General features: G+C 66.9%; 13 protein-coding genes. 10 read left to right on the top strand and 3 right to left on the bottom strand.

Annotated elements, in window-relative coordinates:
• Positions 1 to 10: 10 nt before the first annotated feature.
• On the bottom strand, positions 11 to 667 hold the full coding sequence (locus HKW67_RS19585; protein WP_171226995.1) for a TetR/AcrR family transcriptional regulator: 657 nt from the start codon (positions 665 to 667) through the stop codon (positions 11 to 13).
• Positions 668 to 969: 302 nt separating this feature from the next.
• Here HKW67_RS19585 and HKW67_RS19580 point away from each other — a divergent pair, with 302 nt between their 5' ends.
• Both HKW67_RS19580 and HKW67_RS19575 read left to right on the top strand, forming a co-directional pair.
• Complete coding sequence (locus HKW67_RS19580) at positions 970 to 2,220, top strand: XdhC family protein (protein ID WP_171226994.1); 1,251 nt, start codon at positions 970 to 972, stop codon at positions 2,218 to 2,220.
• A 4-nt stretch (positions 2,221 to 2,224) separates the two neighbouring features.
• Positions 2,225 to 3,361: a DinB family protein gene (locus tag HKW67_RS19575; protein WP_171226993.1), complete on the top strand. Its 1,137-nt coding sequence runs from the start codon at positions 2,225 to 2,227 to the stop codon at positions 3,359 to 3,361.
• Positions 3,362 to 3,456: 95 nt separating this feature from the next.
• Here HKW67_RS19575 and HKW67_RS19570 read toward each other — a convergent pair whose 3' ends face one another.
• The gene (locus HKW67_RS19570; RefSeq protein WP_171226992.1) at positions 3,457 to 5,580 is read right to left on the bottom strand and encodes a M20/M25/M40 family metallo-hydrolase; all 2,124 of its coding nucleotides are present in this window, start codon (positions 5,578 to 5,580) and stop codon (positions 3,457 to 3,459) included.
• Positions 5,581 to 5,724: 144 nt separating this feature from the next.
• Positions 5,725 to 6,525 (bottom strand): Spy/CpxP family protein refolding chaperone, encoded by an 801-nt coding sequence (locus tag HKW67_RS19565; RefSeq protein WP_171226991.1) that lies wholly within the window; start codon positions 6,523 to 6,525, stop codon positions 5,725 to 5,727.
• A 337-nt stretch (positions 6,526 to 6,862) separates the two neighbouring features.
• Between HKW67_RS19565 and HKW67_RS19560 the strand changes: the two genes are divergently transcribed.
• The 8 genes from HKW67_RS19560 to HKW67_RS19525 are packed head-to-tail and all read left to right on the top strand — an operon-like array spanning position 6,863 to position 20,967.
• Positions 6,863 to 9,076 carry a glutamine amidotransferase gene (locus HKW67_RS19560; RefSeq protein WP_171226990.1) on the top strand — a complete coding sequence of 738 codons (2,214 nt, stop codon included), beginning with the start codon at positions 6,863 to 6,865 and terminating at the stop codon, positions 9,074 to 9,076.
• Positions 9,077 to 9,084: 8 nt separating this feature from the next.
• The gene (locus HKW67_RS19555; RefSeq protein ID WP_171226989.1) at positions 9,085 to 10,047 is read left to right on the top strand and encodes a caspase family protein; all 963 of its coding nucleotides are present in this window, start codon (positions 9,085 to 9,087) and stop codon (positions 10,045 to 10,047) included.
• Complete coding sequence (locus HKW67_RS19550; RefSeq protein WP_171226988.1) at positions 10,044 to 12,386, top strand: tetratricopeptide repeat protein; 2,343 nt, start codon at positions 10,044 to 10,046, stop codon at positions 12,384 to 12,386. The genes HKW67_RS19555 and HKW67_RS19550 overlap by 4 nt, the downstream gene beginning before the upstream one ends.
• Complete coding sequence (locus HKW67_RS19545) at positions 12,383 to 13,162, top strand: DUF4159 domain-containing protein (protein WP_171226987.1); 780 nt, start codon at positions 12,383 to 12,385, stop codon at positions 13,160 to 13,162. Before HKW67_RS19550 ends, HKW67_RS19545 begins: the two co-directional genes overlap by 4 nt.
• A gap of 15 nt (positions 13,163 to 13,177) precedes the next feature.
• On the top strand, positions 13,178 to 14,212 hold the full coding sequence (locus tag HKW67_RS19540; RefSeq protein WP_171226986.1) for an AAA family ATPase: 1,035 nt from the start codon (positions 13,178 to 13,180) through the stop codon (positions 14,210 to 14,212).
• Between the two features lie 7 nt (positions 14,213 to 14,219).
• Positions 14,220 to 15,119: a DUF58 domain-containing protein gene (locus HKW67_RS19535; RefSeq protein ID WP_171226985.1), complete on the top strand. Its 900-nt coding sequence runs from the start codon at positions 14,220 to 14,222 to the stop codon at positions 15,117 to 15,119.
• A 26-nt stretch (positions 15,120 to 15,145) separates the two neighbouring features.
• Entirely contained in the window at positions 15,146 to 17,227 is a 2,082-nt protein-coding gene (locus tag HKW67_RS19530; protein WP_171226984.1) for a vWA domain-containing protein, read from the top strand.
• Positions 17,224 to 20,967 carry a DUF4175 family protein gene (locus HKW67_RS19525; RefSeq protein ID WP_171226983.1) on the top strand — a complete coding sequence of 1,248 codons (3,744 nt, stop codon included), beginning with the start codon at positions 17,224 to 17,226 and terminating at the stop codon, positions 20,965 to 20,967. Before HKW67_RS19530 ends, HKW67_RS19525 begins: the two co-directional genes overlap by 4 nt.
• Positions 20,968 to 21,289: the final 322 nt, after the last annotated feature.

The following is a 21,289-nucleotide window of genomic DNA, read 5'->3' as shown; positions in this document are numbered from 1 at the left end:
AGGGAATGCATCATTCGGGGACAGTGGTGGAAGTCGAGTCGCGTTCGACCGTACGTGCTGCACGGTGCGCTGGTTCCTGCAAGGCACCGACCCCGCGGAGAAAAATGCGCACGTAAGCGCGCAGGGTTTCCGGCACCGGCTGCGTGAACATCGTGGGCATGATGTCGCGGTTCATGCCGTCGGCGAACACGGCGCCCATGAGCATGGTGGCGGCGGCGCGCACCTCGGCCGGCGTGACTTCGCCGGACTCGGTGATCCATCCATGACGACGCAGCTTCACGACGTAGTCGTGCACGTGGGCCATCGCGGCGCTGGGACCGTGCGTGGCGCAATCAGCCACGTCGGGACGGTTTTCGGCGTCGCTCATCATCTGGCGCACGATGGCGCGCATGCTCACCAGCGCGCTGTGATGCACGGAAACCCAATCGAGCAGTTCCTGCTCCGGGTTCACCGGTTCCTGCGGAAAGGTGGCTTCCTGCTTGATGCGCGAGCACTCGTGCATCATCAGATCGAGCAAGGCGTCCTTGGAGCCGAACTGCCGGAAGAGCGTGACTTCATTCACGCCGGCTTCATCGGCAATGCGGCGGGTGGTCGCTCCGCGCCAGCCGTGCTGGGCGTACACGCGGGCGGCGGCGTGGAGAATGCGCTGTCGGTGGTCGTCAATCATGTAGCAACGGTAATGCAAGTACTCACTATCGCGCAAGCGGGCACTTGCTTGCATTTCGTCCCTTCCAGTTGGGACAAAAACCGGTTGGTCACTGGTTGAGATCCGCGAACCGATCTCGCAGAGAGGCAGAGGCCGCAGAGGACGCAGAGAAGGATTTTCTCTTGGTGTCCTCAGCGAGCTCTGCGCTCTCTGCGCCTCCGCGTTGTCTGGTAGGGCCGCATAGACTGGCGGTGGCTCTTGTGGCGGTGCTGCCACGTGGTATCGTGTGGTTAGATGACTTCCGCCTCTCTCGTCAGACCCGCGTGACCGGATTCCGAGAACTCGCCCGCGCCGCCGCGGAGGCCACATCCGCGCGCCCGGATGTGCCGCTCGCGCTGGCGACGCTGGTGCAGGTCGACGGCAGTTCGTACCGTCAGCCCGGTGCCCGCCTGTTGGTGGACGCCGAGGGGCGCGTGCTGGCGGGCGCGATTAGTGGCGGCTGTCTCGAAGGCGACGTGGCGGCGCGGGCGGCCGAGGTGTGTGCGACCGGCCGTGGTGTTCGGCTGATGTATGATTTGCGGGCCGACCTCGAGGCCATCTGGGGATTCGGTGCGGCGTGCGATGGCATCGCCCACCTCCTGCTGGAGCCACTGCCCGATCCACGGTGGCTGGCCGATGTCGAGGCAATTCGCTCCCGGCGCGGCAGTGGCGCCGTACTCACCGTGCTCGACGGGCATGGCGGCGGGAGTAGCTGTGCGGTGCTCGACGGCGACGCCGCGTCGGGCACGTGGCGCCCCATCGGCAATCAAGTCCATTGGATCTCGGGGCCCGAGCTGATGGAGTGCACGCGGGCGGCGCAGCGCACAGGCCATCCATTGCTGCACGACGTGCGGGACGATGCCGCTGCGCTGTTCATCGAGCCGTTGGTAGCCCCGATTGCGCTGCATGTGATCGGCGCGGGTCGTGGCGCCGATGCGTTCGTGCAGATCGCGCGGGCGCTGGAGTGGGAGGTGACCGTCATCGATCATCGCCCGGCGGTGCTAGCCGAGCTGTCGCTGCCGCCCGACGTGGCCACGCACGTCGCGCGTTACGGCGCCTCTTTGAACGACTCCGAGTCGTTGAACGGGGTGCTGGCGACGCTGCCGCACGACGGGCGCACGGCTGTCGCGCTGCTGTCGCACATTTTCGACGTCGACAGTGCCTGGCTCACCGCGCTTCTGCCGCTCCCGGTGGCGTACATCGGCGTACTGGGCTCGCGAAAGCGCGCCGGACAGCTGCTGGACGCGGTAGAAGTCGCGCTGGGCGCGAACGGCACCGCCCTGACCGATCGCATGCGCCACCGGCTGCACGCCCCGATCGGCCTCGACCTTGGCGGCGAGAGCCCGGCGTCGATCGCGCTGTCGGCCATCGCCGAGATCGAGGCGGTGATCCATGGTCGCCCCGCCGGATTTCTGCGGGAGCGTCAGAGCCCGATTCACGCCCGCACGCCGACGCCCCGGGTATTCGAGCACGAGGGGCCGATCGTCCCTACCGAGTGCGATGTGGGGATCGACGATCACCGCGAGCGCGACTGAGGCGATGACCGTCGCCGGTGTGCTCCTGGCGGCGGGCGGCTCCCGTCGACTGGGATCCCCGAAGCAGCTGCTCAAGATGAACGGCGTGACGCTCGTGGAGCACGCAGCCAGGCAGCTACTCGAAGCGGGTTGCTCACCGGTCCTCGTGATTGTTGGCGCCGAGTCCGCAGATGTACGCGATGCTGTTTCGATACTGCCGGTACACTGTATCGAAAATGTGCAATGGCAGCGAGGCATGGGCACGTCGATCTCCTGCGCGGTAGCGGAGCTGAACGATGTACGCTTTGCCGGAATTCCGGCGGCACTGATCGCCACGTGCGACATGCCGACGGTCAGTGTCGAGCACCTGCAGTCGCTCATCACGACATCGAACGGGGGCGCGGGGCGCGTGGCGTCGGAGTATGCCGGCGCTGACGGCAGCGCGGTCCGAGGCATTCCGGCAGTGCTACCGCGGGCGGATTGGACCGCGCTCGCCGCGCTCGACGGCGACCAAGGCGCCCGCGGATTACTTCGTGACAATGCGACCCTTACGGTTTCTCTTCGGAGCGGTAGTTTCGACCTCGACACCCCAGCCGATGTCGCCGCCTGGCGCGCGGCCTCCGGTGTCTCCCCGGAGCACTTCCGTCCACCGTTACCACCACCGCCCATGTCTCTCGTTCAATCCGCCCTGTCCGATCTCGATCACGAGATGGCGCAGACCCGCAAGATGCTGGAGCGCGTTCCCGAGGCGCACCTCGACTTCACGCCGCATCCGAAGTCGTGGCCGTTGCAGAAGCTCGCCAATCACCTCACCGATTTCGGCATATGGGGCACCGTGACCATCACCACGTCGGAACTCGACTTCGCCGAGCCGACGCCGCGCTCGGAAGTGCCGACCACCGCCGCCGGCTTCGTCGCGCAGTTCGACGCTCGGCTCGCCGACTTCAAGGCGGCACTCGCCACGGTCACCGACGAACAGCTTGGCGAAACGTGGACGTTGCGCATGGGCCCTCAGGTCCTCATGGCCATGCCGAAGCTGTCGGTGCTCCGCACGTCGGTGATCAGCCACATGATTCACCATCGCGCGCAGCTTACGATTTACTACCGTTTGCTCGGCGTACCCGTGCCGGGCCTCTACGGGCCGTCGGCCGACGAGCAGTAGGAAAACCCACGACTCCAAACTTCAACGCAAAACTCGAGACTCACGTGAGTGGTGAGTTTTGCGTTGAAGTTCGGAGTCGCGAGTTGCTTTTCGCTCTACCTTGCTGCCGTGGCAAGCGCCGTTATGATCTTCACGAGCGCATCGACATCACGTAGGTCTAGCACTTCGCCGGGCGTGTGCGAATACCGCCCGGGCCACGACAGCCCAACATTCGGCGCGCCGTAGGGCGCAATCGCCGAGCCGTCGGTCGAGCCATGCGTGGTGCCTTGCTGCACGGGAATGCCCTGCGCACGCGCCGCTGAGAGTACGCGTTGGCGCTCGGCCGGCGGTGAGATGGCGCCGTCGTCGAGACCGCGCAGTACGAAGCCCTGCCCGAGCGGCGCATAGGCAAACGCCTTGTCTTCGAGCGGCGTATCCGAGCTCACGAACGTGTCTACGCTGTAGATGCGCTGCAGTGAACGACCATGATTCGCGCCAAACGCGCCGGCGCCGTTCAGTCCGCCCTCTTCACGCACTGACCACACGAACAACACCTTGTGCGTGAGTGTGTTCGGATCGATGCGCTGCACCGCATGCAACAGCGCCGTGCTGCCCGTGCGATCGTCGCTGCCACGCCCCGTGAGACGTGTTCCGCCCAGGCGTGACGCGCGCTTGTAGCCGGTGACGGCGTCGCCAACGCGCACCCCCTGCGCCACGAGCGTGGCTGAGTCGACGCCGAACCACGCGGTGCTCACGCTGGGCGCTTTCACGCGTGCGGAGTCGCGCGGTACGAACACGCCACGCAACGACGGCGCGGCCTCGCTGGCTCCCACGCGATCGAAGTGCAGCGCCGCCGGCTGACCCTCCCACGCACTCGGCACCACACCGCCACGACGCGCCAACCGCACCGTGCCATCGCGCGAGATGCTCTCCACTTCGAAGCTCACTTCGTCCATGTGCGCGATGAACGCGATCGAGTCCCGCTCGGGACCGGCGGCCACGATGAGATTTCCTGCGCTATCCACGACCGCGCGCGACTTCGCCCAGGCCGGCAGCAGCGCGGTGATCGCCTCGCGCACGCGCCACTCGTGTCCTGGCACGCCAGGCAGGTCGGCGATCGTCATGAACGTCTTTTCGATGGCACCGTAGGCATCGCGGCGCGGCAGGCGCGCACTCGCGGTGGCTTTTGCGGTATCGAGGGCTGGCGCCAGCAGCGCAGGCGCACTGGCGAGGCCACCAGCGCGCGCCGCCTCCTGCAGCAGCGCGCGCACGTCGGCGGCCGCCACCGATTCCACCATCGACCCCGCGAAGCGAACCGCGGGCGTGATGACGCGCACGCTGTCGAGTCCTGTGGACGCGATCACGCGGGTCACGGCACGCTTGGTCTGCCCGAGACGCGCCACCGGCAGCATGGCCGCACTGCCTGCCGCCTTGCCTTCGTCGAGTAGTGTGAGTGCATCGAGCTTGCCGGAGCGCGCGAGGACGGCCGCGAGACCAACCCAGCCGAAGCTGCGCTGCGACGACAACACGTAGATCGTTTCGCCCGGCTGCGATGACGCGGCGGCCGCTGCGCCAGCGCTGGCCACGGCGGCACAACTGGCGCGGGCGCCGGCGGCCGGCCCAGAGGCATAACCGGCGTACGTCCACACCGGACGCGACGCCACGACCGGATCGAGCAGGGAGATGCCCTGCGCTTCAGCCTGCGCCTTGGTGCTCGCGCCCACGTCGACCCAGAGCTGATCGACGCCCACCACGGTGGTGTCACCGCGATGCTGTCGCGCGAAGTGTCCATTGGCGATGGCGACGACCCCCGTGACCTCGCCGCGGGCGGTAAGAATGCGCAGCTGGTGGGCCTCATGAAACTGATCCCACAACGGATGCGCTGCGACGCCAGTGCGATGTAGTCGGATGTACCCCTGCTCCGTGATGCCGCTGACGACGAACGCCGGCACGTCCATCGCGCAGGCGATCATGCGGCGCGGCGATCCGCGGCCCACCCGTTTCACGAGATTGCCCATATTGTCGCGCGTCCATCCAGGGAGCACGCCGCGCAATGCGTCGAGCGCGTGCGCCTCGCCGCTGGGCGGTGCCGCCAGCGTGATCCAACGGGCTACCGATTCCGGCGTCGCGGCGTCGGCGGATGTTGCCGGCGCCGACTGCGCGACGAGCGGAGTGGTGACGGCACAGCCGGCGGCCGTGATGAGCGCAACACGAAGCGAACGACGCACAGAACGATGCACAGCAGGACTCGGCGTAAGCGGTGAAGCGCCTAATGGGCGGCTCTCGCCTCGCCGTGGCAAGGGCACGACATGAAAAAGCCGGGTCGCTGTCGCAGCGCCCCGGCTCGATCACCTACGGTGTTGTGGACTCATTCGTTCCGGACTTCAGTTGGTCGGCGGCACGGGGGCGGTGTCGGGTACGTCGCCACCGCGACGCATGCGCGGCATCGGTCCCTGTGTACCCTGTGGATTCCCAGGCATCATGCCAGGCATCATGCCAGGCATACCGGGGCCCATCTGCCCGCGACCCTGTCGCATGCCACCACCCTGCGGCATACCGGGGGCCATCTGGCCACGCCCCTGACGCATGCCACCCGGTCGCATGCCGCCCGGTCGCATGCCGCGCTGCCGCTTGGCGCCACCGCGGTTACGCAACTGCTGGCGCATGTTGTCGACCTTGGTCTTCTGCGCCGATGTGAGCACGGCGCGCACATCCTGTTGCGACTTGATGCGGGCGAGCACCTGATCGTTTCGCAGGCGGCTGAGCTTGTCGAGTGCGGCTCGGGCACCACCCAGATTGCCATCGCCCTGCGTGGCGTCGAGGAGATCGGCCTGCGCACGCATCATGTCCGTGGCGTTCGACTTGGGCGCTGGGGCGGCCGCCAGCGCTTCGAGACGCTTCACCTGATCATCGGTAAGCTCGAGCTGTGTACGCGCGCGGAGCAGCATGGCAGCGGGATGACCGCCACCGGGGCCACCACGACCATTGCGGGCACCGGGACCGCCGAAGCGACCAGCCGGTCCAGACTGTGCATTCGCGGGGCCAGCCGCGTCTGGCGCTGGCGCAGCGGCGGCACGAGGTCGCACCGGGCGCTGCGGGGGAGGCGTCTGCGCAACGAGCAGCGACGGAACGAACGCGCTCAGCGTGAGGGCGAGCGCGAGTGATCGGGAATGAGAGCTTCGCATGGGATCTATCTCCAGTATGGGCCGCGTTCGCCGAGACGGGCGCCCGCTTCACCCCATTGGACGAGGCGGCGAAACGAATGTTAAGGCGCTGGAACGCCGTCCCGCATTCCAAAAGCAAAACCCAACGGGATGACCGACTATTGCGTCACGGGGTAGACGCTTCGTGCCCGAAGGTGCACTCTCGTGAGCTGCACCGTGTCCTATTTGTCGGCGTGACCGGCACGCCGACCTCGCTCCCGCCCCCGCCCAGACTATATCCGTGGGAAACTGGTTCGAATCCATCACTACCCTGCTCTTCAAGTATCCTCCGCGTGTCTTTGCGCGGGGTGATCTGGTAATGGCACCAGTCGTGCCCGTGATGCTCGTGATCGCCGCCGCGGCGATCGTGTTGCTGGTGGTAATCGTAGCGTATGCGCGTGTGCGCACCTTGCGTCCTGCGGATCGCGCGATACTCGCCACGTTGCGCGCGGCGGCCGTGTTGTTGGTGATCGGCTGCCTGTTGCGCCCGGGCCTCGTCATCGCATCAGCGGTGCCGCAGCGCAACGTGCTTGCCGTCCTCATGGATGATTCGCGCAGTATGCGCATTCGCGATGTGGGCGACAGCACGCGCACCGCCGCGTTGCAGCGCACCCTCGCCGACACCGGCGCACTGTCGAAGCAGCTGGCCGAGAAGTTCGCGATCCGTCGCTTTCGCTTTGCCGCCGATGCCTCGCCGATTGCCGGCGCCGCTGCGCTCAAGTCGAACGGCACGCGCTCCGATCTCGCGCAGGCGTTGAACGATGTGCGTGAAGACTTGAACGGCATGCCGCTGGCCGGCGTGGTGATCGTGTCCGATGGCGCCGACAACGGCAGTGGTTCGCTCGACGACGCGCTCCTGGCGCTGCGCGCGCGTCGTGTGCCGGTATTCACGGTGGGCGTGGGCACCGAGCGGTTCGAGCGTGACGTCGCGATCGAACGCGTGCAGGCGCCTCGTCGTACACTAGCCGGCGCCTCGAGTGTGGTCGAAGCCGACGTGCGTATTCGTGGCGCCGGTCGTGATCCGGTGCCGATCACGGTCGAAGCCGACGGTCGCGTGGTCGCCACGGAGGCCGCGCGCGTGGGCGAGAAGGGTGATCTCACCACCGTGCGCTTCCGCATTCCGCCGCTCGATCCGGGGGTGCATCGCATTGCCGTGCGCGCCAAGGCGCTGCCCACGGAGATCGTGACGGAGAACAACGAGTGGCAGACGAGCATTGAAGTGCGTGCCGGGCCCGATCGCATCTTGTATCTCGAAGGCGAGCCGCGTCCTGAGTTCGCGTTCCTGCGCCGCGCGGTCGCGAACGACAGCGCCGTGCAGGTGGTCGGTCTCATGCGCAGCGCTGAACGCAAGTTCCTGCGTCTCGGTGTGCGCGACAGTCTTGATCTGTTGGGCGGCTTCCCCACCAGCCGCGAAGAGCTGTTCGGCTATCGCGCGATCATCCTGGGCAGCATCGAGGCGTCGTTCTTCACCACCGAGCAACTGCGCATGCTCGCCGACTTCGTGAGCCTGCGCGGTGGTGGTCTGATGGTGCTCGGTGGTCGTGCGTCGCTGTCGGAAGGTGGCTACGCCGGCACGCCGCTGGCCGACGTGCTGCCAATTACGATTTCCGCCGGCAGCATCAATGTGGACGGTCCGGCCACACCGGTCATGGTGCGCCCCACGCGCGCCGGTGAAGTGCACGCGGCGTTGCAGCTACGCGCCACACTGGCGTCGTCCCGCTCGCGCTGGGATTCGCTGCCGGCACTGACCACGGTGAATCGCCTCGGCGCCCTGCGCGCGGGTGCCACCATGTTATTGGCCGGCACGGCCGAGGGTGGCCGCAGCGATGTGCCGATTCTGGCCTGGCAACGGTACGGGCGCGGCATGAGTGCGGTGTTCGGCGTGCAGGACAGCTGGCTGTGGAAGATGGACACGTCGATTCCGATCGAAGACGTCACGCATCAGACGCTGTGGCGTCAGCTCGTGCGTTGGATAGTGGAAGAAGCCCCGGCGCCATTCGAAATCATGGCCTCACCGTCGCGCGTGGCACCGGGTGAACCGGTGTCGTTGCGCGCCCGCGTGAGCACGCCGTTCTTCACCGACGTGAATGACGCGACGGTCGCCGTGACCGTGACGTCGCCGACCGGCAGCGCACAGACGGTGCCGCTGGAGTGGACGCTACGCGAGGACGGCACCTACACCGCCCGCTTCACGCCCACGGACACCGGCCGCTACGTGATCGATGCCGTGGCCACGCGCGGTCGCGATTCCGTGCAGACGGCCACCAGTTCGCTACTGGTGGACGAGCGCGGCGCCGATGTAGCGCAGGCTGAGCTGCGTGCCTCGCTGCTGCGCCGCATCGCCGAAGAGACCGGTGGTCGCTACTACCCGCTGGCCGATGCCGGGCAGCTGGCGGAAGACGCCGTGTTCACCGAAGCCGGCGTGACGGTACGCGAAGCGAAGGACCTGTGGGACATGCCTGCGGTATTCCTGTTGGTGGCGCTGCTGCTTGGCGCGGAGTGGGGATACCGGAGATGGAGAGGACTGGCATGAGAACTGGCATGATGCATCGCCTTCGCAAAGTCATGGTACACGCGGCGCTCGCGATGGCCGTAGCACTGCCGCTTGCTGCGCTTCTGGCCGCGCCGCTGCAGGCGCAGCGCACTCATGTGCTGCTCGTGATCGGCCTGTCGGGTGAACCGCAGTTCAAGCGCTCGTTCGAAGCGTCGGCGCAGTCCGCGCGAGATGCCGCGAAGAACCGTTGGGGCGTGAGCGACTCCAGTTTGATCGTGCTCACCGAAGACTCCGTACGCACCGCGCTGTCGTCGGGGCGCTCCACGCGGGAGAATATTTCGCAGGCTTTCCTGCGCTTGTCGTCACGAGTGCAGCCCGGCGATGTGCTCTTCGTGATGCTGATGGGCCACGGCAGCGGTGAAGGCGCGCAATCGAAGGTGAACCTGCCCGGTCCTGACGCCACGGCGGCCGAGTATGCGTCGTGGTTGGGTGGCTTTGCCAAGCAGCAGGTGGTGTTCGTGAATGCCGCCACCGGTAGCGGCGATTTCGTGCCGGCACTCAAGGCGCCGAATCGCGTGGTCGTGACAGCGACCAAGACGTCGAACGAGCGCAACGAGTCGGTATTCCTGCAGTACTTCGCCGGCGGATTGGGCCTCGACGCCGCCGATGCCGACAAGGACGGACGCTTGTCCGTGTTCGAAGTGTTCCGCTTCGCCCGCACCGAAGTGGGCAAGGTGTACACCAGCTCGAACCGCATGCAGACCGAGCACGCGCTGGTGAGCGACTCCCTCCTGGCCTCACGTGTGGCCTTCGGCAAGACCGCGGCGTCGGCCGATCCACGCATCGCCGCACTGATCGCCGAGCGCCAGGCCCTCGAGTCGGAAGTCGCGTCGCTGCGCACGAAGAAGGCCACGATGACGGCTGACGCGTACGACGCGGAACTGGAGCGGCTGTTACTGGCGTTGGCCGAGAAGACCAAGGCAATCCGTGCAGCGGGAGGTGGCAAGTGAAGCGGTCCGTGTATATGCTGGCGGCCGCTTCCATGCTGGCGCCGATGGTGGCGTGTGGGCAGGATCGCGCCGCCGCGCAGCCGACGGCTCGCGTAGCACCGCTCCCCCCGCGAGTGCCAGGCCCCGATCGCTGGGCCACTGAGATCGCCGCTGCCGAAGCCTCGGCGCGTCGCGGCGATCGCCGTGATGCCACGCAGCGCGCGAGCCGCATCACCGCCGCGTACGAACAGGGCGGCGCGCGCAACAGCGACGAGTATCTCTCGGCCGGTCGCGCCTACGTGCTGCTCGGTATCGGGAACGCGCAGGCGGTGCGTTCGGCGCTGGCGGCGTTCGATCGCGCCACGGCGGCCGACTCCAGCAACGTCGACGCGCAGTTGCGCGCCGGTGAGCTCTTCCTCGAGAAGTACAACGCGCCCGATGCGCGATTGTCCTTCGAGGGCATCCTACGTCGCTCTCCCACTGATGCAAAGGCGTTGCTGGCGATGGCACGGGTGGAGGAATTCGAGGGCAAGGGCAACCCGATGGCCACGGCGCGCCTGAGCATCGCGAGCGAACCGCGCTATGCCGATGCGCTGGCCTTCGTGGCGAAGATGCATCGTGACGCCGAGTCGTACGATTCGGCGCGCGTGTACGCGCAACGGGCCATCGATGCCGACTCGACGTCGAGCGCCGGTTGGTCGGTGCTGGGCTCGATGGCGTTCCTGAACGGCGACAGCGCCACGTTTCGTAAAGCTCTGGCGGCTGTGACCGCGTTGCAGCCGGCGCCGGCGCAGTTCTACACGGAGCTGGCCGAGGCTTCGGTGCGGCAACGGCGGTATACCGAAGCGGTGGCGCTCGCCAAGCGCGCGACGGGCTACGACTCGCTCTACGTGCCGGCCTATGGCGTGCTGGGCACGAATCAGTTGCGCATCGGGCAGATGGAGGCCGGCCGTGCCGCGTTGGAGCGCGCCTTCGCGCTCGATCCGTTCAACCTGTGGCACAAGAACACACTCGACCTGCTCGACAAGATGAAGGCGTTCCGTACGATCGACCACGGACGCTTTCGCGTCGTCGCGCCGGCGGAAGAAGCGGACTTGCTGGCGTTGTACATCGTGCCGCTGCTGGAGCAGGCCTATGACTCGCTGGCCGTGCGGTACGGCTACAAGCCGCCTACGCCCATCCGGCTCGAGTTCTACCGCTATCACGCCGACTTCTCGGTGCGGACCGTGGGATTGGCCGGACTCGGCGCGCTGGGTGTGAGCTTCGGCAGCCTGCTGGCCATGGACACGCCCAATGGGCGCGAAAAGGGTCAGTTCAACTGGGGCAGCACGGCGTGGCACGAGCTCACTCACGCGTTTACGCTGGGCGCGTCGGACCATCGGGTGCCCCGATGGCTGTCGGAAGGTCTCTCGGTGCTCGAGGAGCGGCGTGTGGGCCGCGGTTGGGGCGCTGACGCGACGGTGTCGTACGTGATCGCAATGGCGAACAGCAAACTGCGTCCCATCAGTCAGCTCAGCGACGGATTTTTGCGACCGCGCTTCCCCGAAGAGACGCAGTTCAGCTACTACGAAGCGTCGTTGTTCTGCGAAATGGTGGAAGCCTCGCGTGGTGCGGCGGCGCTGCCAGCCATGCTGAAGGCCTATCGCGACGGCATGGATACGCCCGGTGTGTTCCAGAAGGTGCTGGGCAAGACGCCGCTGCAAATCGATGCGGAGTTCGAGGCGTACACGCAGCGCAAGTTCGCGCTGGCCATCGCGGCTGTTCGTGGGGCGACACCGAACGACAGCAGTGGTGGGAAGTTCGTGGCCACCATGCGCGAAGCCGCCTCGAAAATGCGCAGCGATCGAGAAGCTGCTCGAGCGCTGTTCGAGCAGGCGCGAGCGATGTTCCCGGAGTACGGCGGCGATGACGGTCCGGCCTGGTATCTGGCGGAGATGGCGCGGGCGGCCAACGACACCGCGCGCGCGCTCTCGTTGGTTGAGCAGGTCACCAGCCGCAACGAAACGGCGTGGGAGGCGAACATGATGGAGGCCGATCTGCGCGAGGCACGCGGCGACAAGGCCGGCGCCATTCGCGCGCTCGACCGGCTGAACTGGATCTGGCCGTACGACCCCACGGTGCACGTGCGCATGGCCACGCTGAGTGCCGCACAGGGCGATCGCGCACGAGCTGTGCTGGAGCGTCGGGCCATCATCGCCATGGGGCCGACCGACGTGCTCGATGCACGCTTTGAGCTGGCCCGCGCGCTGCGCGATGCCGGTGACATCGCGGGCGCGCGTCGTGAGCTATTGCAGGTACTCGAAGAGGCCCCGTCGTTCGAGAAGGCACAGGCCCTGTTGCTGGAGCTGCGCGGCAAATGATGTCACTCCCTCGCGCCGTGCTGTTGGGCGGCTTGTTCCTGGCTTCACTGGTACCGTCGCACGCCGCGCAGGCTCAGCGGCGCGGTCAGCAGCCGGCGTTCCTGCCCAACGTGCCCTACGACGGCCGGCAGACCTTCGTGCGCGTGAAGTATCAGATGCCCGAGTTTGGCGGTGGCGGATTCCGGGGCGGTGGCCGTGACATTCCGTGGAGCCACGACTATCCACGGGGCGAGCGGCACTTCACCAAGATCGTAGGCGAGCTCTCGAGCACGCGCATGCGCATCGACGCCAGCAACATTCTCACGCTCGACGACCCGCAGCTTGGCAAGTACCCGGTGGCCTACATGGCCGAACCGGGCTTCTGGCGTCCCAACGACGCTGAAGCGCTGGGACTGCGCAATTATCTGGCGAAGGGCGGCTTCATCATCTTTGACGACTTTGTCGGCGATCACTGGATCAACTTCGAGAGCGCCATGAAGAAGGTGCTGCCGAACGCCCGGCTCATCGAAATGGACCTGAAGCATCCGATCTTCGACTCGTTCTACCGCATCAAGACGCTCGACTACGAGCATCCGATCTACCGCGGCTACAAGTCGGTGTTCTACGGCGTGTTCGAGGACAACGATCCGAAGAAGCGCTTGTTGGCGATCGCGAATTACAACAACGACCTGTCCGAGTACTGGGAGTTCTCTGACACAGGGATGTTCCCGCTCGACATGTCGAACGAAGCGTACAAGCTCGGCGTGAACTACATCATCTACGCGTTGACCCGCTAGCCTCAGAGGAACCAGGTGACCGCTCCGGCCCCATCCACGTCTGAACTCGACCGTCTCGACGACGGCGCCCTTGCCGACCGCCTGCAGGGCGCCGGTCAACGCATCGCGAGCGAACTTCGCAAAGTCATCGTCGGTCAGGACGTCGTGGTGGAGCAAGCGCTGATCGCGCTCTTCGCCGGCGGCAACTGTCTCCTGGTCGGTGTCCCCGGTCTCGCCAAGACGCTACTGATCTCTACACTCGCGCGTGCGCTCGACCTCAAGTTCTCGCGCATCCAGTTCACGCCCGACCTCATGCCCAGCGATGTCACGGGCACGGATGTGATTCAGGACGACCCGGCAACCGGCCAGCGTCGACTTGCCTTCATGCCCGGCCCGGTGTTCGCCAACGTGCTGCTGGCCGACGAGATCAACCGAACGCCACCGAAAACGCAGGCCGCGCTGCTGGAAGCCATGCAGGAGCGTCGTGTGACCGTGCAGGGACGCACCTACGAGCTCGACAAGCCGTTCTTCGTGTTCGCCACGCAGAACCCGATCGAACTCGAGGGCACCTATCCGCTGCCGGAAGCGCAGCTCGATCGTTTCATGCTGGAAGTGATGCTGGATTACCTGCCGGAAGAGGACGAAGTGGCCGTGGTGAAGTCGACCACCTCGCTGCCGCCGGAAGCGGTGCAGTCGGTGGTGTCGAAGGAAGAGATCCTGGCCTATCAGCGCGTGGTGCGTCGCTTGCCGATCGCCGATGCCGTGACGCGGTACGCCGTGAAGCTGGTGCGCACCACGCGCCCGGGCGAAGGCGCGCCCGACTACGTGAAGCAGTTCGTGTCGTACGGCGCCTCGGTACGCGCGGCGCAGGCGCTGGTGTTGGGTGCCAAGGCGAGGGCGCTACTGCAGGGCCGGGCCAGCGCCAGTTTCGAAGATGTGCGGGCGCTCGCGCGTCCGGTGCTGCGACACCGTGTGCTGGTGAACTTCACGGCGCAGTCGGAGAAGGTGACCACCGATTCGCTCATCGGGCGTCTGCTCGAGAGTGTACCGCTTCCACGCTCGTCGCTCTGAGCGATTCGTGGCCACCGCTCCCGCGTCCTTTCTCGATCCCGCCATGCTGGCGCGTATCTCCGACCTCGCGCTCCTGGCGCGCACGGTCGTGGACGGCTTCATGCATGGTCAGCACCGGTCGTTGCGCAAAGGTTCGTCGCTCGATTTCGCCGAACATCGCTCGTACCAGCCCGGCGACGATCTGCGTCGCATCGATTGGCGCGTGTACGGCCGTACTGACCGGTTCTACATCAAGGAGTACGACGCCGACACCAACGCCGGGGTGATCTTCGCGCTCGATGCGTCGGGCAGCATGGACTTCGGCAGCGGGGCGGTTACCAAGTTCGACTACGCGCGCTTTCTGGTTGCATCGCTGGCGTGGTTGTCGAAGTCGCAAGGTGATCGCATCGGACTGGCCACGTTCAAGGAAGAGCTGGTGGATGTCGTGCCGCCTTCGGTGCGTCATCTGCAGCTGCTGTTGCATACGCTGGCGCGTGCCAAGGCGGCGGGGCCGAGCCGGCTGGTGCACTCCATCAGCCGCATCGGGCATCTCACCACGCGCACGGGCATCGTGGTGCTGGTGACCGACTGCTACGAGCAGCCGGAAGCGCTCGGACGCGCGGTGGCCGCGCTGCGCATGGGCGGGCACGATGTGATCGTGTTTCACCTGGTCGATCCGGCGGAGAAGCAGTTACCGGGCGATATGCCGGCCACGTTTGAAGACGCCGAGAGTGGCGCGCTGCTACCGCTGCGTCCCGGCGAGCTGCGCGACAAGTACAACACGTTGATTACGGCGCACCACGCGGCGTTGCAGGAGCGCTTCACCAGCGCCGGTGCTGACTACGTGCGTCTCGACACGAGCGAACCTCTCGACCGTGCCCTCCATGCCTACCTCGACGCGCGGCTCGCCCGCAGTCGGGTACGCTGACGATCAACTAACCGGCTGACTCGCGCATGGGCATCGGATTTCTCGTTCCTGCATTCCTGGCCGGACTCGCCGCACTGGCGATTCCGCTGCTGATGCATTTGCGGCATCGCGACAAGGACCGGCCGTACCGGTTCCCGTCGCTGATGTTCCTGGAGCAGCTGCCTATCCGCACGTCGCAACGTCAGCGCATCACCGACTGGCCGTTGCTGCTGTTGCGTGCGCTGGCGGTGGCGGCGCTGGTGTTCGCCTTCGCGCGCCCCGTCCTCACCGACCGTACCGCCACCGGCGGCGACACGCGTCGCAAGGCGGTCGTGGTGGTGATCGATCGCTCGCTCAGCATGGGCTACCAGGGTGTGTGGCCACGGGCGCTCGATTCCGCACGGGCCGTGGTGAACGCACTCGGCGCCGGCGATCGCGTGGGTGTGGTGGCGTACGACGATGCCTCCGAAGTGTTGCAGCGCCTGAGCGACGACAAGACGCAGGCGATCGCCGCGATCTCCACGCTCAAGCCGATGTCGCGCGGCACGCGACTGGCACCGGCGTTACGCACGGCGCGCCAGATGCTGCTCGATGCGCCATTTGCGGCGGCAGAGATCATCGTGATTTCCGACCTGCAGCGAGCCGGTGCGGCCGGCATTGCCGGCATCGATCTGCCAGCCGGGGTGAAGTTGCGCAGCATTCCTGTGGGTGCGGCGGTGCGCGCCAACAGTGCCGTGCGGGTCGTCGAGGCGCGGCGGGTGTTGGATGGCACGCGGTCGCTGCTGGCGGTGAAGGCGCGCGTGCAGTCGCACGAGCTGCCGGCGGCGCGCATGGTGAAGGCGCGTCTTACGGTAAATGGCCGTGACGCGGCCAGCAGTGATGTGTCGCTACAGCCCGACGGCGAAACCGTGGTCACGTTTGCGCCGGTGCCGGCGCCCGATGACGCGGTCGCGTTGCTGGTGTCGCTTGAGGCCGATGCGTTGGTGGCCGATGACACGCTGCACGCCGTGGTGCCGCGCGACGACGCCGTGCGCGTGGCGCTGGTGTCGCCGTCGGAAGGGGCGGCCGGGGAAGCGCTGTTCATGGAGCGCGCACTCGCCATCGGCGCCGCTCCTGCCATTCAGATCGATCGGTTGGCTTCGGCGCCCGTGAGCCGCGAGGCGCTGGCCCGCACGAGCCTGATCGTCTTCTGGGATATGCTGCCGTCGGCGTCATCGGTGGCGGCGCTGCAGGAGTACATCACCAAGGGCGGCGGCGTGGTGATCGCCGCCGGGTCGCGACTCGCGACCCAGCGTGGCGACAACTTGCCGCTGCTGCCGGTGCGCATGAGCGGACTGTCCGACCGGTTGGCCGATCGCGGCGGTACGCTGCGCGATGTGCGCATCGAGCATCCGCTGTTCACCCCGTTCCGCGAAGTCCCCGATGCGTTGAGTTCGGTGCGCTTTCTGCGATATCCGCGGGTGGATCTTGTCGGCCAGGTGGATGTGCTGGCGCGCTTCGACGATGGACTCCCCGCCGTGCTCGAACAGCGCCTCGGCGAAGGCCGTCTGGTCGTGCTCGCCGTGCCGCTCGATGCGCAGCGCAGTGATTTCCCGCTGCAGCCGGCGTTCCTGCCGTTCGTACGACAGCTCGTGCTGCACACGTCCGGGCGTGATGCCGTGCCGTTGTGGCGCGCTACCAGTGAGAGCTGGTCGCTGGCGCCGTCGGTGAACGATCCGGTGGTGCGCGCGCCCGATGGCACATTGCTGCGCCCGCGGGCCGATTCACTGGGCACGGCGGTACCGCTGGCCGATGCCGGGCTGTACGAAGCGTTTGCCGTCAGTGCGACCGGGGCCGCCGTGGGTCGCGTGGCGGCCAATGCGCCGGCCAGTGAATCCGAGCTCACTCCCATGGACACCACCGAGCTGTTGCTGGGCGTGCGAGACGCCGAGCCCGGCACGATGGCGTCGAACGCACCGCCGACTACGGCCGAGCTGGAGCGCCGTCAGAATCCGTGGCGGGTACTGTTGATCATTGTCGCGCTGGTGCTGGTCGTCGAAACCATCATGGCCACGCGCGGATGGCGTGCCGTGGCCCGACGTGTCCGTCCCGTTCCTCCCGTGTCCGCTTCCGACCGGAGCCCCACATGAGTCCCGACCGTCAGCTCCTCATCACACTCGGCGCGCTCCGCCGCCAGTGGCGCCAGCGCATTCTCCTCGAGTCGCTCGTGTGGATCGGGGCATCGGTGCTGCTGGCCGTGCTGGCCACCATGCTCGTACTCACCGTGTTCAGTGGTGACGGACGAGCCCCGATCATCGCGCGCGTGATCGGCTACGCGCTGATCGCGGCAGCGTTCATCCGCGGACTGGTGCTGCCACTCACGCGGCGCGCCAGTGACGAACGATTTGCGCTGTACGTGGAAGAGCGTGCCCCGCAACTCAAGCAGGCGCTGATCACGGCGGTGCAGGAAGCGCATGTGCCGGAAAGTGAGCGTCAGTCGGGTGCGTTGTCGGCGCGGTTGATGTCACGAGCGAGCGCGGCGATTGCGCCGCTGCAGCAGCGTGCGGCGCTGGAGCGTCCGCGCATGGTGCGCGCCGGGCAGATGCTGGGTGGTGTGGCCGCGGTGGCGGCACTGATGTTCGTGGCCGGTCCGGCGCGTTTGCGTGAAGGCGCGAAGCTGTTGTTCGTGCCCTTTGGTACGGCCGAAGCGGCGGTGCCGGTGCGTGCGCTCAACATCGAGCCGGGCAACGTGGCGGTGCCTCGTGGCGGCGCCATTGAAGTGCATGCGGCGCTGATTGGCTTCGCTGCGGACGGCGCAGAGCTGGTGTTCCGCAGCGATTCGGCGAGTGAGTGGCAGCGCCTCCCGATGAGCCCCGAAGCCGATTCGTCGCGCTTCCGCTCGCGGCTGTTCGATATCACGAAGCCCACCGAATACTACGTCGAGTCGGCCGACGTACGGTCGCCGACGTATAAGCTCACGGTGAACGACCTGCCGGCGGTGTCGAACGTGTCGCTCGATCTCAACTTCCCGGCGTACAGCGGCATGCCGGCGGAGCATGTGGAAGACGGCGGTGACGTGGCCGCGATCGTGGGGACGACGGTGGTGGTGCACGCCAACGTGACGCGGAAAGTCGCGAGCGGCGTACTGCGTTTCGACGATGGCACCACGGCGCCGATGACCATCGAAGGCGACAGCGCCGTAGCCGGTCGTTTCAAGGTGGCGAAGAGCGGATTTTATCACGTGGATCTGATTACCACGGACGGCACCACGGTGGCCGGTTCGGTGGAGTACGTGATCGATGCGATTCCTGACCGCGGGCCGCGTGTCACGATCGAGGAGCCGGGACGCGATACGAAGGCCTCGAACACCGATGAAGTCACGGTGGCTGTGCAGGCCAGCGATGACCTGGGTGTGGTCGCGCTGGAGCTGCGCTATCGCGTGAACGGTGGCGCCGAGAAGCGCATCGTGATGCAGGACAGCACGACGCGCCGGCCGCGGGATGCTCGCGCCGCGCACACGCTGTTCCTGGAGGAGATGTCGCTGGTGCCGGGCGACTTGGTGGCGTATCACGCCGTGGCGAAGGATGGGTCGGGCCACACCGGCAGCAGCGATGTGTACTTCCTCGAAGTGCGTCCGTTCTCGAAGGACTATCGTCAGGCCGAACAGCAGGGTGGTGGCGGCGGCGGCGGTGGCGGTCCGCAGGGCGAATCGCCCGAAGGCTTCGTGGCGCGGCAGAAGGAAGTCGTAGCCGGCACCTTCAACTGGCTGCGTGACAGCAGCAGCACCGTCGACAAGAAGCGTCGCGAGAACATCACCACGCTGACGATTGCCGAAGGACGACTACGCGAAGAGGTGACGAAGCTGGCGACCAGTTTGAAAGAGCGCGGCCTGGCGGCAGGTGATACGATGTTTGCCAAGATCCGCGTGGAGACCGAAGCGGCGGCGGCATCGATGAAGCTGGCCGAAGAACAGCTGGGCCGTGGACGCGGCACGGACGCGTTGCCACTGGAGCAGAAGGCGCTGCAGCATCTGCAGCGCGCCGAAGCATTGTACCGCGACGTGCAGGTACAGATGGGCGGTGGTGGGGGAGGCGGCGGTGGTGGTGGTGGTGGCGGTCAGAAGGCCGAAGACCTGGCTGACCTGTTCGAGCTCGAGAACGACAAGCTGCGCAATCAGTACGAGGCCGTGCAGCAGCAGTCGCAATCGCAGCAGAGTGCGCAGCAGGCCGTCGACGAAACGCTGGAGAAGTTGCGGCAACTCGCGCAGCGTCAGCAGCAGGAGAACGAGCGCATGCAGCGTCAGGCTGAGGCCATGCGCCAGCGGCTGGGGCAGCAGCAGAGCGGCGGCGCGTCGGGCAGCAGTGGCGGTGCCGCATCGAGCAGTGGCCGCGGACAGCAAGGCGGCCAGCAGGGTGGACAGCAAGGCCAGCAGGGACAGCCGGCCAACAGCGGCGCGCAGCGAGAGTTGGCGCGTCAGGCGGAAGAAGAGGCACGCAGATTGGAGCGCTTGTCGCGCGAGCAGAACAACCCCGAACTGGCCAACGCGGCGCAGCGACTGCAGCAGGCGGCTGACGCGATGCGTCGCGCGTCGAGCGGATCGGCGGCGCAGGGCAGCGCGGCGTTGGAAGAGTTGAACCGGGCGGCGCGCAATCTCGAGGGCACGCGATCCAACGAACTCAATCGTGGCGTGCAGCAGTTGGCCGAGCGCGCGCGGGATCTGGAAGCGCGTCAGCAGGAGATCGCTGAGGGCGTGAAGTCGATGGCGGGTGCGGCGCCGAACACGCGCAACGAACAGCAGCGGAAGTTGGGCGAGCAGAAGGACGCGCTTGGCAACGACGTGCGCAAACTGGAAGCCGACGCCGATCGGTTGGCGCGTGAGGCACGGCGCGATCAGCCCAAGGCAGCGGGCAAGCTGGGCGAAGCGGCGGAAACGATTCGCGACACGCGGGTGGCCGACAAGATCGACTTCAGCAAGCAGGTCATTCGCGGCGGCTCGGCGGAATACGCGTCGCAGTTCGAAGGGCAGATCGGCGAGAACCTGAAGGACGTGGCGGAGCGTCTGCGGGCGGCCACGGGCGCGATGTCGGGCGAGTCGGCGGCGCGGACGCAGGAACGCACGCTGGAGCGCACGCGGGCGCTCGTGGAGGGTTTGGAGTCACTGCGGGACCGCGTGGCCGACAAACAAGGCCAGCAAGGGGGCCAGCAGGGCGCACAGGGGCAGCAAAGCGGCCAGCAAGGGCAGCAGGGCCAACCGGGGAAGCAAGGCCAGCAGAGTGGCCAGCAGGGCCAGCAGGGGCAGCAGGGCCAGCAGGGGCAAGGACAGGGTCAACAGCAGGGGCAGGGTCAGCAGGGACAGGGCCAAGGCCAGCAGCAGGGGCAGGGCCAAGGACAGGGTCAGGGCCAGCAAGGCGGCCAACAGGCCAACGGCGGTCGCGGCGGCAATTCAAACGGCGCGCCGCGGGCCGGTGGCACGCCCAATGGCGGCATGCCTTCCGGGCAGTCGTCGCCGAACGGCAACGACGGCGGCATGATGCCGGCGGGCACGCCGGAACAGTTCGCGCGCGAATTCCGGTTGCGTCGTGAGAACGCCGAAGGGCTCCGCCGCGAGGCGGCGGCCCAGGGCGTGGACACGCGCGAACTCGATCGCGCCATCGAAGGGCTGCGCCAACTCGAGAACAGCCGTGCGTTCGGTGACCCGAAGGGACTCGAGCAACTGCAGACCGCGATGCTCGAGCGCCTCAAGAACTTCGAGTTCGCGTTGTATCGCTCGGTGGGACTGGGCGCCGATGGTCGGCCGGCGGCGGGCGCACGTGCCGCCGCACCGGCGGAATATCGCGCGCTGGTCGAGGAGTACTACCGCGTGCTGGCGGGGTCGAAGCGGCGGCCGTAGAGCGGCGCGGTGGCGCCGTTTGCGTGCGTTCTACGGCTGGTTACAGATTTTGGTGCGATCGGCGGTGTATCGGAATCTCACGCTGTAAGTCGACCCCCCGGCATTACTCGGTCCGTACCGTATCTGGCACGACGACGTTTGTAGCAGCGGACCGTCAACGCTCTGCAGCGAGCCTGATTGTGCACCGATGTCGGCGCCGGCTCCACCGCCGTACAAGCGCGTACCGAATCCAACGACCAGCGAGGCGCCGGTGAATGTCCCGCGAATCTCCTGCCACGACGTATCGACCATACCGTACGAGGCGCTGCGGAGAACTTCCTGA

Origin of the sequence: Gemmatimonas groenlandica (assembly GCF_013004105.1) — a bacterium.
GTDB classification, from domain to species: domain Bacteria; phylum Gemmatimonadota; class Gemmatimonadetes; order Gemmatimonadales; family Gemmatimonadaceae; genus Gemmatimonas; species Gemmatimonas groenlandica.
The sequence above is the reverse complement of the archived record's forward strand: the minus strand, read 5'-3'. Positions and strand labels throughout refer to the sequence as shown.